At 36.7% G+C, this 16,915-nt stretch carries 17 protein-coding genes; all 17 read left to right on the forward strand.

From position 1 onward, the window contains the following. The first annotated feature begins 80 nt into the window (after positions 1–80). The 17 genes from rpoE to ACK4M9_RS14980 all read left to right on the forward strand — a co-directional run bounded on the left by rpoE (position 81) and on the right by ACK4M9_RS14980 (position 16,789). The gene (rpoE, locus tag ACK4M9_RS14900) at positions 81–623 is read left to right on the forward strand and encodes a DNA-directed RNA polymerase subunit delta (RefSeq protein WP_409852110.1); all 543 of its coding nucleotides are present in this window, start codon (positions 81–83) and stop codon (positions 621–623) included. Positions 624–946: 323 nt separating this feature from the next. Beyond that, on the forward strand, positions 947–2,548 hold the full coding sequence (gene pyrG, locus ACK4M9_RS14905) for a CTP synthase (RefSeq protein ID WP_409852112.1): 1,602 nt from the start codon (positions 947–949) through the stop codon (positions 2,546–2,548). Between the two features lie 168 nt (positions 2,549–2,716). Continuing rightward, entirely contained in the window at positions 2,717–3,079 is a 363-nt protein-coding gene (locus tag ACK4M9_RS14910) for a response regulator (RefSeq protein ID WP_409852114.1), read from the forward strand. A 269-nt stretch (positions 3,080–3,348) separates the two neighbouring features. Continuing rightward, on the forward strand, positions 3,349–4,206 hold the full coding sequence (locus ACK4M9_RS14915) for a class II fructose-bisphosphate aldolase (RefSeq protein ID WP_409852117.1): 858 nt from the start codon (positions 3,349–3,351) through the stop codon (positions 4,204–4,206). 202 nt (positions 4,207–4,408) lie between these two features. Then, positions 4,409–5,050: a fructose-6-phosphate aldolase gene (gene fsa, locus ACK4M9_RS14920; protein WP_409852120.1), complete on the forward strand. Its 642-nt coding sequence runs from the start codon at positions 4,409–4,411 to the stop codon at positions 5,048–5,050. Positions 5,051–5,446: 396 nt separating this feature from the next. Continuing rightward, positions 5,447–6,736 (forward strand): UDP-N-acetylglucosamine 1-carboxyvinyltransferase, encoded by a 1,290-nt coding sequence (locus tag ACK4M9_RS14925; protein WP_409852122.1) that lies wholly within the window; start codon positions 5,447–5,449, stop codon positions 6,734–6,736. Between the two features lie 51 nt (positions 6,737–6,787). Further along, positions 6,788–7,753, forward strand: coding sequence for a class II fructose-bisphosphatase (glpX, locus tag ACK4M9_RS14930; RefSeq protein WP_409852125.1), 966 nt, complete (start codon positions 6,788–6,790; stop codon positions 7,751–7,753). Positions 7,754–8,277: 524 nt separating this feature from the next. Further along, positions 8,278–9,549 (forward strand): transcription termination factor Rho, encoded by a 1,272-nt coding sequence (gene rho / locus ACK4M9_RS14935; protein ID WP_409852128.1) that lies wholly within the window; start codon positions 8,278–8,280, stop codon positions 9,547–9,549. A gap of 157 nt (positions 9,550–9,706) precedes the next feature. Further along, a complete protein-coding gene (locus ACK4M9_RS14940) occupies positions 9,707–9,952 on the forward strand; it encodes a type B 50S ribosomal protein L31 (protein WP_409852130.1) in 246 nt (81 codons plus the stop codon). Positions 9,953–10,053: 101 nt separating this feature from the next. Then, complete coding sequence (locus ACK4M9_RS14945; protein ID WP_409852133.1) at positions 10,054–10,674, forward strand: thymidine kinase; 621 nt, start codon at positions 10,054–10,056, stop codon at positions 10,672–10,674. 141 nt (positions 10,675–10,815) lie between these two features. Further along, complete coding sequence (locus tag ACK4M9_RS14950) at positions 10,816–11,262, forward strand: hypothetical protein (protein WP_409852136.1); 447 nt, start codon at positions 10,816–10,818, stop codon at positions 11,260–11,262. A 258-nt stretch (positions 11,263–11,520) separates the two neighbouring features. Beyond that, the gene (gene prfA, locus ACK4M9_RS14955; protein WP_409852139.1) at positions 11,521–12,591 is read left to right on the forward strand and encodes a peptide chain release factor 1; all 1,071 of its coding nucleotides are present in this window, start codon (positions 11,521–11,523) and stop codon (positions 12,589–12,591) included. A gap of 14 nt (positions 12,592–12,605) precedes the next feature. After that, on the forward strand, positions 12,606–13,460 hold the full coding sequence (gene prmC, locus ACK4M9_RS14960; RefSeq protein WP_409852241.1) for a peptide chain release factor N(5)-glutamine methyltransferase: 855 nt from the start codon (positions 12,606–12,608) through the stop codon (positions 13,458–13,460). A 148-nt stretch (positions 13,461–13,608) separates the two neighbouring features. Continuing rightward, positions 13,609–14,211, forward strand: a complete 603-nt coding sequence (gene spoIIR, locus ACK4M9_RS14965) for a stage II sporulation protein R (RefSeq protein ID WP_409852142.1) — start codon at positions 13,609–13,611, stop codon at positions 14,209–14,211. A gap of 127 nt (positions 14,212–14,338) precedes the next feature. Next, a complete protein-coding gene (locus ACK4M9_RS14970; RefSeq protein WP_409852145.1) occupies positions 14,339–14,785 on the forward strand; it encodes a GNAT family N-acetyltransferase in 447 nt (148 codons plus the stop codon). A 272-nt stretch (positions 14,786–15,057) separates the two neighbouring features. Continuing rightward, on the forward strand, positions 15,058–16,098 hold the full coding sequence (locus ACK4M9_RS14975; protein WP_409852147.1) for an L-threonylcarbamoyladenylate synthase: 1,041 nt from the start codon (positions 15,058–15,060) through the stop codon (positions 16,096–16,098). A 142-nt stretch (positions 16,099–16,240) separates the two neighbouring features. Further along, positions 16,241–16,789, forward strand: a complete 549-nt coding sequence (locus ACK4M9_RS14980; protein ID WP_409852244.1) for a manganese efflux pump MntP — start codon at positions 16,241–16,243, stop codon at positions 16,787–16,789. The last annotated feature ends 126 nt before the right edge of the window (positions 16,790–16,915 follow it).

The following is a 16,915-nucleotide window of genomic DNA, read 5'->3' on the forward strand; positions in this document are numbered from 1 at the left end:
TTTTTTCATAGAAAAATGCTGGCTTTTAATAAGATAGTGTTTCTCTACCATAAATAATGATCAATGTTCATTGAAAGGATGTGTCAACTTTGACGCTAAATGAGTATACGCCAGAAGAAATTCAAGAAATGTCGATGATCGAAATCGCTTACGATTTAATGAAAGACACAAAACAGCCCTTTGTATTTGGCGATTTAGTTAAGCAAATTGCAGAAATTAAAGGAATGTCTGAAAGTGAGGTAATGGATCGAATCTCTTACCTGTATACAGATTTAAATGTTGATGGGCGTTTTATCTGTCTTGGTGAAAATCGATGGGGCTTAAGAACATGGTACCCGTATGAACAAGCTGATGAAGAAGTAACACAAACTGTTCGTCGTAAAAAAGTGAAGAAGACCGATGATGATGATGATCTGGTTGTTGAGTTAGATGAAGATTTTGATGATCTAGATGAAGACTTAGACGATGAATTCGAAGATTTAGAAGACGAACTTGATGAACTTGTTAGTGATGAAGACGACGAAGACGATGAAGATATCGACATAGATTTAGATGATGACGATGCAGATTCAGATGATGACCTAGATGTTGATCTAGAAGAGGATGAAGACGATATCCTATAAGGACAAGACTATAGGTAACCTTCTATTTTCATAAAAAAAATCTCATCTTGACAGATTTCGCTATTTTAGGTTAAAATTCTTTTTGGGCTTTTCTAATAAGCGAAATGAATAGAACTTAACTTATTATTTGAAAAATAGGGACGTTGCTAACTATTTAGCAAAATCTCTAGCCTTTCCAAATACTTAATGTAAAAACAAAAGTTCGCCCCCACTAAAATTGGGGCAGTGGCTTTTGTTTTTTTGTTTTTATACTTTAAATTTGATTAGATTGGAAAGTATAAAAGTGGAAACTATAAACTAAAATATTAAAGTGAGGGAACAAAATGGCGACGAAGTATATTTTTGTAACTGGTGGGGTTGTATCTTCACTTGGAAAAGGTATTACAGCTGCATCTTTAGGGCGGTTATTAAAAAATCGTGGGTTAAAAGTATTTATTCAGAAATTCGATCCTTACATTAACGTTGATCCAGGAACAATGAGTCCTTATCAACACGGTGAAGTATTCGTTACTGATGATGGTGCCGAAACAGATTTAGACCTTGGGCATTATGAGCGCTTTATTGATATTAACTTGAGTAAAAATAGTAATGTAACAACTGGTAAAATTTACTCAACAGTTTTGAAAAAAGAACGTCGTGGTGACTATTTAGGTGGAACTGTTCAAGTAATCCCTCATATCACAAATGAAATTAAAGAGCGTGTTTTCCGTGCTGCACGTGAAACGGCCGCCGATGTTGTTATTACTGAAATTGGAGGAACTGTCGGTGACATTGAATCACTTCCGTTCCTAGAAGCTATTCGCCAAATTAAAAGTGATGTAGGCGTTCGTAATGTAATGTATATTCACTGTACACTAATCCCTTATTTAGCAGCGGCAGGAGAAATGAAGTCAAAACCAACTCAACATAGTGTCAAAGAATTACGAAGTCTAGGTATTCAACCTAACGTTATCGTTGTTCGTACAGAACGTCCTGTCCCAGATGATATGAAAGATAAAATTGCGCTATTTTGCGATATTGATAAAGAAGCAGTTATTGAAGCTAGAGATGCTGAAACGTTATATGAGGTACCTCTTGAGTTGCAAAGACAAAAACTGGATAAGTTCGTCTGCGAGTATTTAAAGCTTGATTGTAAGGAACCTGATATGACAGAGTGGAAAGCTCTTGTTAATAAGGTGAAAAACTTATCTGGGAAAGCGAAGATTGGTCTAGTAGGTAAATATGTAGCTCTTCAAGATGCTTACCTTTCAGTTGCTGAATCGTTACGACATGCAGGGTATGCCTTTGATGCTGATATTGAAATTAAATGGATTAATGCTGAAGAGGTAACAGAGGAAAATGTAAGTGATTTGTTAAACGACGTTGATGGAGTTTTAGTACCTGGTGGTTTCGGAGATCGAGGGATCGAAGGGAAAATTTCTGCAATTAAATATGCAAGAGAAAACAAAGTTCCGTTTCTTGGGATTTGTCTTGGGATGCAATTAGCATCAATTGAATATGCTAGAAATGTATTAGGTTTAGAAGGAGCGAACTCTGCTGAACTTAATCCTGAAACGAAATATCCAGTTATTGACCTTTTACCAGAACAAAAAGACATTGAAGATTTAGGTGGAACTTTACGTTTAGGTCTTTACCCTTGTAAATTAACGCCAGGTTCTATTGCGTTTGAGGCATATCAAGAACAAGTGGTTTATGAACGTCATCGTCACCGTTATGAATTTAATAATGAATTCCGTGATCAGATGGAGAATGCAGGCTTTAAATTTTCTGGGACAAGCCCAGACGGTCGCCTTGTTGAAATTATCGAGATTGAAGATCATCCGTATTTTATTGCATCTCAATTCCACCCGGAATTTGTATCACGTCCAACTAGACCACAACCATTATTTAGAGAATTTATTAAAGCATCATTAAATAAAGCGTAGCCGCATGGCTACGCTTTTCTTTTTTTAGAGATCAAAAAAACTACATATTACTTGACGCTTGTAGTTTTTTATAAAAAGAAATTTTTGAAAATAGAAGGAGTTTCTGTCGCAAAAAAAGAATTAATATGTCAGGATATTATTGAAAATCTAGGGGAATGTGGTGAATTTATGAAGAAAAAAATATTAATTGTTGACGATCAATTTGGAATCCGTGTATTACTAAATGAAATTTTTCAAAAAGACGGTTATGATACATATCAAGCAGCAAGTGGTGTTCAAGCTTTAAGCATTGTTAAAGAGAATTTACCGGATTTAGTTATTTTAGATATGAAAATTCCAGGAATGGACGGATTAGAAATATTAAGAAGGTTAAAAGACTACAATTCAAGTATCGAAGTCATTATGATGACAGCGTACGGCGAGCTTGACATGATAAATGAAGCGATGAAACTAGGCGCCATTACACATTTTGCAAAACCTTTTGATATTGATGAAGTTCGTGCTGTTATAAAAAAGCAGCTTTTTCAATAAACAGCCAAAGGAAACGCTTACATTAAAGTTATGTTATTTGTCAAGATATTTTCGTAATTTTCTTTTCTTATTATGCTATAATTAGGTCTGTACAACTTGAATAACTATCTTATTAAGTGTAGCTCAGATCATTTGCGAGAAATAGCTTCCTTCTATACATAATTTCTATGCATTTATGTAAAAATTTAAGAGTAGAGCTACTTTTATAAATGGTTATTCGAGATAAGGGTACCTAAACGAGTGTTTTATATCAAAGGAGGAAATCACCAATGCCTTTAGTTTCAATGAAAGAAATGTTAGAAAAAGCAAAAAGTGAAGGGTATGCTGTAGGACAGTTTAACCTTAACAATCTTGAATTCACACAAGCGATTTTACAAGCAGCACAAGCGGAAAATTCACCAGTAATTTTAGGTGTATCAGAAGGTGCTGCACGCTATATGGGCGGTTTTAAAACAATTGTAAAATTAGTTGAAGCGCTAATGGAAGAGTATAAAGTTACTGTTCCTGTTGCTATTCATTTAGATCATGGTTCAAGTTTCCAAAAATGTGCTGAAGCTATCCATGCTGGATTTACTTCAGTTATGATTGATGCTTCACACCATCCTTTTGAAGAGAATATTGAAATCACTTCAAAAGTTGTTGAGCTTGCACATTTCCATGGCGTTTCTGTTGAAGCGGAATTAGGAACTGTTGGCGGCCAAGAAGACGATATTATTGCTGAAGGTGTAATCTATGCCGATCCTAACGAGTGTAAAGAGCTTGTAGAGCGCACTGGAATTGACTGCTTAGCACCAGCATTAGGTTCTGTTCATGGACCTTACAAAGGTGAGCCTAACTTAGGTTTCAAAGAAATGGAAGAGGTTCTTAACTTAACTGGTGTTCCTCTAGTATTACATGGTGGAACAGGAATTCCAACTGCTGACATTAAAAAGGCTATTTCTTTTGGTACAGCGAAAATTAACGTTAATACAGAAAGTCAAATTGCGTCTGCAAAAGTAGTTCGAGAAGTTCTTGCAGCAGATTCAGAAGTGTATGATCCTCGTAAATACTTAGGACCTGCACGTGAAGTAATCAAGCAAACAGTTATTGGTAAAATGCGTGAATTTGGTTCTTCAAACAAAGCTTAATTTATAATAATAAGAGTTGATCTTCTTAATTGAGGTCGGCTCTTTTTTATGAATATTTGAAAAGTTACGTATTTAGATAAAGGAATTAAGGATTGAACTATTGAATATAGTAGACAGGTAAAAGTCCACCGAAGGTTGTGTCTTTAAACCGCAAATCTTTAAAAAAAATTTCGATATTAAGATAAAATAGGGGTGAATAAAAATGAAATTCTTTATTGATACGGCAAACTTAGAAGAAATTCGTGAGGCAAATGAATTAGGTGTGTTAGCCGGTGTGACAACAAACCCTTCTTTGGTAGCTAAAGAAGGTGTCGATTTCCATACTCGACTGAAAGAAATAACGTCGATTGTATCAGAGTCTGTTAGTGCTGAGGTAATTGCTCTTGATTATGAAGGCATGATCAAAGAAGGAAAAGAGTTAGCTGCTATTGCTCCAAATATTACTGTAAAAGTCCCAATGACATCAGAAGGATTAAAAGCTGTAAGAACTTTTAGTGATTTAGGAATAAAAACAAATGTAACCCTTGTCTTTTCAGCTGTACAAGCGTTACTAGCTGCAAGAGCAGGTGCGACGTATGTATCGCCATTTTTAGGGAGACTTGATGATATCGGTCAAAATGGACTGGATTTAGTTGCACAAATTGCAGAAATGTTTTTCATTCATAACATCGAAACAGAGATTATTGCTGCCTCTATTCGTCATCCAATGCATGTTCATGATGCCGCTATGAAGGGTGCTCATATCGCAACAATTCCGTTTAAAGTCATTAGTCAACTAGTAAAACATCCTCTAACTGACCAAGGTATTGAAAAATTTTTAGAAGATTGGAATAGGCAAAAATAGTGGTATAATAGGTAAGAAGCAATGAATGCAGTTGCTCTTATAATAATAAATAATTTGCGACAATTTTTCGCAAGGTGTTAAGCTTAATATATTTTTAAAGCTAGAGAAGCAAAGAAGCGCCTAAAAAGGTGCTTCTGTGCTTCTATGGTTTTGAGTGCTGAGTTTTGAGTTATGAGTTTTTGGGTATGGTTCAAAGTCGAAGTTTGCATTCTGGCTTAAAACTCAACACTCGAATGATTGAAGATTTTTGTTTTTTAAGGTTGATTTCACTTAATGTGGTTATAATGGTAAAAAATGATTAAGGGTAGAAAAACGTACTTAACATATTATGTTAAATTTGTTTTTCTTAATTCAGAATATAACCTGAAAGTAATGAAAAGAAGAAGGGAAGCTGTTATGGAAAAGTTATTAATTGAGGGCGGTTATCCTCTAGAGGGAAGAGTAAATATAAGTGGGGCAAAAAACAGTGCAGTTGCACTCATTCCAGCTGCCATTTTAGCTGATTCAGAGGTAATTATTGATAATTTACCCCAAATATCTGACGTACAGTTACTAAGTGAACTTCTTGAAGAAATTGGCGGGAAAACAACTCTTGAGGGGGATTCTTTAATTGTTAATCCTGAAAACATGTTCGCTATGCCACTACCTAATGGACGAGTAAAAAAGCTACGCGCATCCTATTATCTTATGGGAGCAATGCTTGGTAAGTTTAAGAAGGCAGTCATTGGATTACCTGGCGGGTGTAACTTGGGCCCTAGGCCAATTGACCAACATATTAAAGGTTTCGAAGCTCTCGGCGCAAAAGTAACAAATGAACAGGGAGCAATCTATCTACGAGCTGATGAGTTGCGTGGTGCAAAAATTTACTTAGATGTAGTTAGTGTAGGTGCAACGATCAATATTATGCTAGCAGCTGTAAAAGCAAAAGGTAGAACAGTCATTGAAAACGCAGCAAAAGAGCCAGAGATCATTGATGTAGCAACATTGCTGACAAGTATGGGTGCGCAAATTAAAGGTGCTGGTACCAATGAAATTCGCATTGATGGTGTCGACTCTCTTCATGGTTGTCGCCATTCGATTATTCCTGACCGAATTGAAGCAGGAACGTATATGGTTTTAGCTGCTGCAATGGGTAAACAAGTATTGATTGATAATGTAATTCCATCACACTTAGAATCACTAATTGCGAAGCTTCGTGAAATGGGCATTAAAATTGAAACAAATGAAGATCAAGTTTATATATATCAAACTGGTAATTTAAAAGGTGTCGATATAAAAACATTAGTGTATCCAGGTTTCCCAACCGATTTACAGCAGCCGTTTACGTCGCTTTTAACAAAAGCAAGTGGCACAAGTATTGTCACAGATACGATCTATAATGCCCGATTTAAGCATATAGATGAATTAAGAAGGATGGGTGCCGATGTAAAAGTAGAAGGGCGATCTGCAATTATTAATGGTGGAAATATCGAACTTCAAGGGTCAAAAGTGCGAGCAAGTGACCTTCGTGCGGGTGCGGCACTTGTCGTGGCAGGGCTTATGGCAAAAGGTGTTACTGAAATATCTGGGGTTGAACACATAGATCGCGGGTATGAACATTTAGAAGAAAAGCTCATTGGTCTTGGAGCGAAAATTTGGCGCGAAAAAATGAATGCCGAAGAAATGAAAGAAGTCGAAAACGCTTAATAGTAGGGGATTTAAAGCTTATTTTAGGGGTCTTTAAAAGGGGGAGCGAAAATGGAAAGAAGTTTAACAATGGAACTAGTTCGGGTTGTTGAAGCAGCAGCATTAGCATCTGCTCGTTGGATGGGGAGAGGAAATAAGGAAAGTGCAGACGATGCAGCAACAAAAGCAATGCGTGATGTTTTTGATACAATTCCTATGAAGGGAACAGTTGTCATTGGTGAGGGTGAAATGGATGAAGCACCGATGTTATACATAGGTGAAAAACTTGGAAACGGGTACGGACCACGCCTCGATGTTGCAGTAGATCCTTTAGAAGGAACAAATATCGTAGCTTGCGGAGAGTGGAACGCGTTAGCTGTACTAGCAGTAGCAGACCAAGGTAATTTACTCCATGCTCCTGATATGTACATGGATAAAATAGCAGTAGGACCGGAATCTGTTGGTAAGGTAAGCCTAGACTTCACAGTTTTAGAAAACCTTCAAGCTGTAGCAAAAGCGAAGAAAAAAGACATTGAAGATTTAGTAGTAGCCATTTTAAAACGTGAACGTCATGAAAAACTAATTCAAGAAATTCGTGATACAGGTGCTAGAATAAAGTTAATGCAAGATGGAGATGTAGCTGCGGCTATTAATACTGCTTTTGAAGATACAGGTGTTGATATTTTATTAGGTTCAGGTGGAGCCCCTGAAGGCGTTTTGGCTGCAGTTGGTTTAAAATGTTTAGGCGGGGAACTTCAAGGTAGATTACTGCCGCAAAATGATGAAGAAATTGAGCGCTGTAAGAAAATGGGTATTGAAGACGTTAATCGCATATTGCTCATGGATGACCTTGTAAAAGGAGACGACTGTATTTTTGCAGCTACAGGAGTGACAGACGGAGAACTGCTGAAAGGTGTCCGTTACCAAGGGCAGGTTGGGTTCACTCAATCTATCGTTATGAGAGCAAAATCAGGAACAGTTCGATTTATTGATGGAAAACATAGCTTAAAAAAGAAACCGGATTTAGTTATTAAATAAACTGCATGAGAGTTTAGAGGGACTTTAACCTCTAAACTCTATAATTTTTCATTTTTACGAACGAATGTTCTTTTAATTTATACTCAAATTAGGTATAATAGAATAAAAAAGATCCGTTCCAACCTTGCTTCAAAACTCTTTCCTTGTATAAGAGTATTATTTGTGGTTAAAATAATAGTTGCATTTATATGTTTAATAGAAAAATGTATATGTATAGTTTGTAAGGAATTTAACGTCTTTCTCTTTCTGTAATTTTTTTGAGCACGCCTTCTATCAAAGGAAGAGGATAACAGTGCGAGAAACCAGCTGTCTGCCAATTACATGAGAGCTCATGGATGTCTTTTGAAATTATTCAGCTTTTACTATTCTTCTGAAAATGACAAGCGAACCTCAGTTTCAACTTCATTTAGTATATCCTTTCATAATTAAATTCCAGATTTAAATAATTATCGCATCTAAGTCTCTTCATAGAAGAGGTATTTTGTTTTTTAGGAAAAAATCTATTAAAAAGAAGTGGTGTAAATATGGGAGTAAATTTAGCCGAATTAGAAAATATGAAGTTACGTGAGCTGTACGAATTAGCTAAACAATATAAGGTAACTTCATACAGTAAGTTAACTAAGAGAGAATTAATTTTTGCCATCTTAAAAGGACAAGCAGAAGAAGATGGATTGATGTTTATGGAAGGGACGTTAGATATTGTCTCTGCAGAAGGTTTTGGATTTTTAAGACCAATAAACTATTTACCTAGCTCTGAAGATATTTATATATCTGCTTCACAAATCCGCAGATTTGAGCTTCGAAATGGTGATAAAGTATCCGGGAAAGTTAGAAAGCCAAAAGAGAATGAGCGTTTTTATGGACTTCTGCACGTTGAGGCTGTTAATGGTGATGATCCAGACACCGCCAAAAATAGACCGCATTTCCCTGCATTAACTCCGTTATATCCTGAAAAGAAAATCAAGTTAGAAGCTTCGCCAGAGAAAGTTTCATCGAGGATTATTGATCTTATCTCTCCAGTAGGGTTTGGTCAACGTGGTTTAATTGTCGCTCCTCCAAAAGCAGGTAAAACACTTTTGTTAAAGGAAGTAGCTAATAGTATATCGATCAATCATCCGGAGGCAGAATTAATTGTCCTTTTAATTGATGAACGTCCTGAGGAAGTTACAGACATTGAGCGTTCTGTAAATGCAGAAGTTGTTAGCTCGACTTTCGATGAAGTTCCTGAAAATCATATTAAGGTTGCTGAGCTTGTACTTGAACGAGCAATGCGTCTTGTTGAGCACAAAAAAGACGTCATCATCTTAATGGATAGCATTACACGTCTAGCTCGAGCTTATAACCTAGTCGTCCCTCCAAGCGGAAGAACACTATCAGGTGGTATCGACCCTTCAGCGTTCCATCGCCCTAAGCGTTTCTTTGGAGCGGCAAGGAATATTGAAGAAGGTGGTAGCTTAACAATTTTAGCTACAGCATTAGTTGATACTGGATCACGGATGGATGAAGTTATTTATGAGGAGTTTAAAGGAACTGGAAACATGGAACTTCATCTTGATCGAAAACTTGCTGAAAGACGTATCTTCCCAGCAATTGATATTTTACGTTCTGGAACAAGACGTGAAGAACTTCTATTACCAAAAGCTCAACTTGAAAACCTATGGGCAATTCGTAAAACGATGAAAGATTCTTCAGAATACGTTGATCACTTTATTCGTAAAATAAAATCGACGAAATCAAACGAAGAGTTCTTTGCATCAATAGAAGAAGACAAAGCTGGCCGAAAAGTCCGTTCGTAATAAGAAAAGCTGAAAAGCCCGGTTACCCACAAAATTACAGTTGCAAAATGTCTTTTAAGTTGATATAATTTCGACATGTGTGAAAAAGGTGTTTATTTTTTAAACATCTAGTTAACTCTGTTTCGAAGAGATTCAGGGCAAAAAGGAGATGAAAAGTATGAAACCGGAAATCCATCCTAAATATCAAAAAGTTGTATTTAAGGATACAAGTACAGGTTTTATGTTCTTAAGTGGCTCAACTAAGTATTCTAAAGATACTGTTGAGTGGGAAGATGGAAAAACTTATCCGCTAATTAATGTTGAGGTAAGTTCTGATTCTCACCCGTTCTACACAGGTCGTCAGAAGTTTGCTGACGCTGGTGGACGTGTTGACCGCTTCAAGAAGAAATACAACCTTAAGTAATAAAGAAGACAGGCAAGCGCAATTTTACTTGCCTGTTTTTTTTGCACAATCTCCTGCATTGGAGAGAATACTTGAACATCAGTGATGGGAGAGACAATAATATGCATTTGACAAGAAAAGAAGGCTGGTTGGAAATTGTTTGCGGAAGTATGTTCTCGGGGAAATCAGAGGAGCTAATTCGACGTGTACGAAGAGCTAGTTTTGGGAAACTAAAAGTTCAAGTTTTTAAACCAGCACTTGATAATCGATATAGTACTGAAGAAGTAGTATCACACAATGGTACCAAAGTGTTAGCCAAACCTGTAAAGGCTTCATTAGATATTTTAGAGCTACTGGATTTTGATACACAAGTTGTAGCAATCGATGAGGTACAATTCTTTGACGAAGCGATTATCTTTGTTGTTCAATCTCTTGCTGATCGAGGGATTCGCGTAATCGTTGCAGGGTTAGATCAAGATTTTCGTGGAGAACCATTTGGTCCGGTACCGACGCTTATGGCCTTAGCTGAAACTGTAACAAAACTACAAGCGATTTGTTTGTCTTGTGGTTCGCCCGCCAGCAGGACACAAAGATTGATTAATGGACAACCTGCAAACTATAATGATCCAATTATTTTGGTAGGCGCGTCAGAGTCGTACGAACCAAGATGTAGACATTGTCATGAAGTGCCAGGGAAATCAGAATTATTATCTATAAAGCAAGAACAAACCAATCTCTCCTGAGGTTGGTTTTTTATTATCGCAAACCAAATCTTTCTAGAAAGGCAATTAAAGTCTTTAAAATCAAGGAGCGCCATATAAAGGCAAAGTAGTTGCCGAAATTATTTGTTTGAACTGGGTAAGCTATTGGTAGGAGGTGTTTTCATGAAAAAAGCGAGTATCTTACTAGCTGCTCTATTCATGATTTCCGCATGTTCACCAATTACTCCGCTTGAGGCAGGCCAGAATAATCAAATGGATGCAAAACAGGTTGCTTACGGTTTATTAGGGCCGGGTCCAATCAATTATGGCGTTATTCGTGATGATGTCGATGAGTACCAATATGATGGGATGATCAATCAAACACCAAGCTTCCGAACATTAGATCGTCATCGTCAAGACTTTGGCGACGATAAAAATAAGGTAAGGACCATCTTATTTCAAGAAGGAACTCACCCAGAATCGGTATTCATCGTTGGTAAAGACATTTGGGTAAATGCCAGATTTGATGCAGCTGATAAGAAAGAACGAGATCGAAAACAAGCCCAACTCCAGAAAGTATTAACACAAGCGATGCAGCGCTACGATATTCATTTAAGTATTAATCCTTAAAAGAAGGAGGTTGTCCCAAAGCACCTCGACTACTCTGGATAGATTGTGTAGGTATAAACACTTCTATAAAGTAGCCGAGTTCCGCTAGTTGGACGACCTCTTTCACTATTTCAAAATGAGTTAAAAATTCTTAGTATATCGTAGAAGCAATAATGGGCGGACGGATACTTGTGATGGATTATCTACATAGAACCTTTGACTATATAAAGCAGGTGTACTATAATTAGAATGTTATGCTATAAAAAGAGGTGAATGAGCATGTTTGAACGATTACAGTCATTGGAAGATCGTTACGAAAGATTAAATGAGCTTTTAAGTGATCCAGACGTTATTAATGATTCGAAAAAACTTCGTGAATATTCGAAAGAACAATCCGATTTAACAGATACAGTGCAAGCATATAAGGAATATAAAGAAGTTGTTACTCAATATAGAGACGCTAAGTCTATGTTCGAAGAAAAGTTAGATGACGACATGTATGAAATGGTTAAAATGGAAATTAGTGAGCTTGAAGAGCAAAAAGAAGAGCTAGAAAAAAGGCTAAAAGTACTCTTACTACCAAAAGACCCTAATGACGATAAAAACGTTATTGTAGAAATACGTGGTGCTGCTGGTGGCGATGAAGCTGCATTATTTGCAGGTGATTTATACAAAATGTATTCTCGCTTTGCAGAAGCCAGAGGTTGGAAGACAGAAGTAATTGAAGCCAACTATACAGAAATTGGTGGCTATAAAGAAATTATTTTTATGATCAATGGTGCAGGTGCCTATTCTAAACTTAAATATGAAAACGGTGCTCACCGAGTTCAACGTGTACCGACAACTGAATCAGGTGGCCGCATTCACACATCAACAGCTACAGTAGCTGTTTTACCAGAGGCTGAAGATGTTGAATTAGAAATTCATGATAAAGATATTCGCGTTGATACGTTTTGTTCTAGTGGAGCTGGTGGGCAAAGTGTTAATACAACTGCATCGGCTGTACGTGTCGTGCATATTCCAACAAATACGGTTGTTACGTGTCAGGACGAGAAATCTCAACATAAAAACAAAGATAAAGCGATGAAGGTATTAAGAGCCCGCATCTTTGATAAAATGCAACAAGAGCAACAAGCAGAATATGATGAAGTTAGAAAGTCAGCTGTTGGTACGGGAGATCGATCAGAACGTATTCGTACCTATAACTTCCCGCAAAGTCGCGTGACTGATCACCGGATTGGTTTAACTTTACAAAAGTTAGATCAAATTCTGCAAGGGAAACTTGATGAAATCATCGATGCATTAGTTGTAGAAGAGCAAGCAAGCTTAATGAATCAGGCGGACGAGTAATGGCTATGCAATTGATTAAAATTTACGAAGCCCTCCGCTGGGCTTCTTCTTTTTTAACTGAACATGGTCTCGAACATCCGATAGCAGAAATTTTATTAAAGCATTTGCTTAATGTTGACCGCTCACAGCTTTTTGGGATGCTTCAAGATGAACTCCCTTTAGAAATTGAACAGGCGTTTAAAGACGCATTATATAAAGTAGCAGAGGGTACACCTGTCCAACATATAACAGGTGTCGAAGACTTTTATGGGAGACGCTTTCTTGTTAACGGAAATGTGTTAATTCCCCGTCCAGAAACGGAGGAGTTAGTTCTAGGTCTTTTCCAACGGATAGAAAAGGTATTTCCTAATCATTCTACGATCGATGTTGTCGATATCGGAACAGGTAGTGGTGCTATTGCGATTACCTTAGCGTTAGAAAGTCAAAAACTAAATGTCGCAACTGTTGATATTTCCGCTCTAGCGATCGAAGTTGCTAAGAAAAACGCGGCAAACTTAGCTGCAAATGTACAATTTATTGAAGGTGACTTACTTCAACCTCTGCTTATAACAAAAACAAAGGTTGACGTTGTAATCTCTAATCCACCATATATATCAGAAGCGGATTTTCAATTGCTAGCTAAAAACGTTCGAGATTATGAACCAACACTAGCATTAGTAGGTGGTAGTTCAGGCTATGAGCTTTATGAAAAGTTAATCGCACAAATTCCAGCTGTTTTAAATAAAAAAGGGATAATTGCTTTTGAGGTCGGTGTCGGGCAAAGTCAACGAGTTGAACAACTTATTAAAATCCAATTTCCTGATGCTTTTACAGAAATCGTTTTTGATATTAACGGTAAGGACCGAATGGTATTTGCAACAATCGTGTAGCAATTAGAGTGTTGATTTTAATAGTGGTAGGGCACAAGTAAAACTAGCCTCACTGAAAATTCAACACTCTACCAAAAAAATAATTAAATATGTTTATAATCTCTTAATCTTGTCCACACTTGTATTATTGAAAGGGTGGGGGATGAAAATGAGATTAAATCAAAAAGCTATTGTTTATATATTTACTAGTTTACTAGTGTTAGTAATGAGCTGGGAGGCTCAAAGGAGTATGTCTGTCGCTGCCGCAAATATGGTGGCCATTCCTGAGGAGGCAATTCGCCTTCGAATTCTAGCTAATAGCGACTCGCCGAAGGATCAGTGGTTAAAACGAGAAATTCGCGATCAAGTAAATGCAGAAATTACAAATTGGGTAACAGAATTAGAGTCTATTGAATATGCCAGAGATGTGATTGAATCTCAGCTTGAAAAAATTGAATTAATTGTTGCATCTGAACTTGCTAGAATTGGTGTTAGTGACAGCTTTACTGTAGAGTTTGACGAAGTGCAATTTCCAACAAAGCTTTATGGCAATGTTGTTTACCCGGCTGGGTTGTATGAAGCTGTTTTAATTACAATTGGTGAAGGGAAAGGTGAAAATTGGTGGTGTGTTCTATTCCCACCACTATGTTTTATCGACTTTGCTAATGGTGATGCTGCTGAAGCTGAGCAAGATGGCGAGGAAGTAGAAACTGAAGTGCGATTTTTTGTAGTTGAAGTTTTTCATACAATCAAGAATTTTATGTTTGGATAAATGTTAGTAGTTATGTTCTTGTGGTGCTGATAGTCTATTTTACTTACTGTTATTCTATAAAAAAGTGATATTTACGAGTTTCTTCTCATAAGATGGTAGTACAAGCCATTTTGTAGGAGGAGAAGGAATGGGAATCGTGATAAGAATAGCTACAGAAAAAGATTTGTTACCGATCCAGCACTTATTAGCGAAAGCTAATTTATCTGAACGAGGAATTGAGGATAATATTGATAACTTTCTTGTTGTAGAAGACCCAGACAAAAAGATCATTGGAACCGTAGGGATTGAGCCGATTGAAAATGACGGATTATTACGGTCTTTGGTGATGTCATCAGAAAGTTGGAATGCAAAAATTGGCTTAGATTTCATCGAATTAGCAGTTGCTTATGGCAAACAAAAAGGATATGAGACATTGTATTTATTAACAAATTCTTCAATGCCGTTTTTTGAGTATATTGGTTTTAAGATCCTTGAAGAAAACGAAATTCCTGAACACTTAAAGCTGTCAGAACATTTTGCTCAATACGTAGAAGGTGTTACGAAAGTAATGGCCTTATCCACAGCTGATATCTAAGATGAAATAGTTGTGGACAAACAGTTATATAATAAAGTAAATTTAGTAACATAATCATTATTTCAAACTGTTTTAAATTATCAACAGGTTATCCACATCCGTGGATAACTATTTTTTTCATTAAAAATATTGTATATTGTGATTGAATTTTTTTTTTTCAAAAGACATCGGTAGGTTGTTACAAAAACAATAGAAAGTAAGGTTTTTCATTACGAGAATAGAAAAAATATTGCGATAAAATGAAGATAATCTAGATTTAAGGAGTAATGACGATGGCTTATGTAGAGACAAAGAAGTGGATTGTAGAAGATGTTGACTTGAATTATCCACAAATTCAAGAGGCTGCTATGTGGATAAGAAAAAATGAAGTTATCGCATTTCCAACAGAAACTGTTTACGGTTTAGGAGCTAATGCGTTTTCTACAGAAGCGGTAGCGAAAATATTCCAAGCTAAAGGTAGACCAAGTGATAACCCGCTAATTGTTCATATAGCTAAGTTAGAGCAATTACAAGAGCTTGTTAATGAAATACCCGCTCATGCCAATACATTGATTAAAGCGTTTTGGCCTGGCCCCTTAACGTTAGTATTAAAAAAAGGAGAGGGGATTGCAGATAACGTTACGGCTGGTTTATCCACAGTTGGCGTTCGCATGCCGAATCATCCAGTTGCTCTTGCTTTAATAAGTGAGGCGAATGTGCCAATTGCGGCTCCGAGCGCCAATGTTTCAGGAAAACCTAGTCCAACGACAGCTGAGCATGTGTATGATGATCTCGCTGGAAAAATTGTTGGAATTGTCGATGGTGGAGCAACAGGCGTTGGAGTTGAATCGACAGTATTAGATTGTACAGCTGAAATACCGATGATTTTACGTCCGGGTGGTGTGTCAAGGGAACAACTTGAAAAAGTAATTGGTCTGGTAGCTGTTGACCCAGCTCTTGAAGAAGATGGACAAGCCCCAAAATCTCCTGGATTGAAATACAAACACTATGCACCAAAGGCGAAGTTGTATTTAGTTGATGGAAGTGTTTCTTTTCTACAAAAACAAGTAATATCTGCAAAAGAAAAAGGAAAAAAGGTTGGAATACTGACTACTGTTGAAAATGATAAAACTTACCAAGCTGATGTGATTCTGTCTTGTGGTTCGACGATTGATTTATCGTCAGTAGCCTTAAATCTCTATCAAGTTTTAAGGAAGTTTGATGAATATGACCTTGACGTTATTTTTAGTGAGACGTTTTCAGAGCAAGGTGTCGGCAAGGCGGTTATGAACCGTCTAACGAAGGCTGCTGGTGGCGATGTTATTAACGAATAGCAAGACACATTAGAAATGCATAGAGGGTTCTTTGCTTTTTGTCGAATAATATTTAGACGCTAATTAAAGTATTAAATAATGAAATAATTTTCCTTGGACGTGCATAGGGTAGAGTAGCATGTACTAGGGGGAGATCCTTTTGTTGAATGAATTGATTACGATTAGTATTATGGCATTTGCCTTAGGCATGGATGCTTTCTCCTTAGCAATCGGAATGGGAATGCTAGGGTTGCGCTATAAGCATATTTTTAAAATAGGAATCACAATTGGTGCTTTTCATGTGATTATGCCATTTCTAGGAATTGTTATAGGGAAATTTTTAACGCAATATTTTGGATTTTTAGCTATTATGATCGGTGGCGCACTTCTAATAATTTTGGGGCTACAGATGCTATACTCTGCTCTTTTTTCAGATGAATATAATGAAAAAATACTGCAACCCCAAGGAATAGGTCTTCTACTTTTTGCGTTAAGTGTAAGTGTTGATAGTTTTTCGGTTGGACTTAGTCTAGGAATGATCGGCGCAAAAACGGTCATTACTTTGTTGAGTTTTGGTTTTATGAGTATGACTTTGTCATGGTTAGGTTTAATTATAGGTAAAAAGGTTCAGGGGTACATAGGTGTCTATGGAGAATTGTTAGGTGGTTTTATTTTATTGGGGTTTGGAATAAAACTTTTATGGCCACTTTAAAAAACATATGTGTTATAAAATATATGAGTTATGATAAAATGTAAATGTTAACAGCAGTATTGCTGTTAACATTTTTTCATAGCTTTTTACCACTTTTATTAAAAAGGAAGTCTTTTCCTAAAGATA

Source organism: Anaerobacillus sp. (assembly GCF_046314235.1).
Taxonomy (GTDB): Bacteria; Bacillota; Bacilli; order Bacillales; family Anaerobacillaceae; genus Anaerobacillus.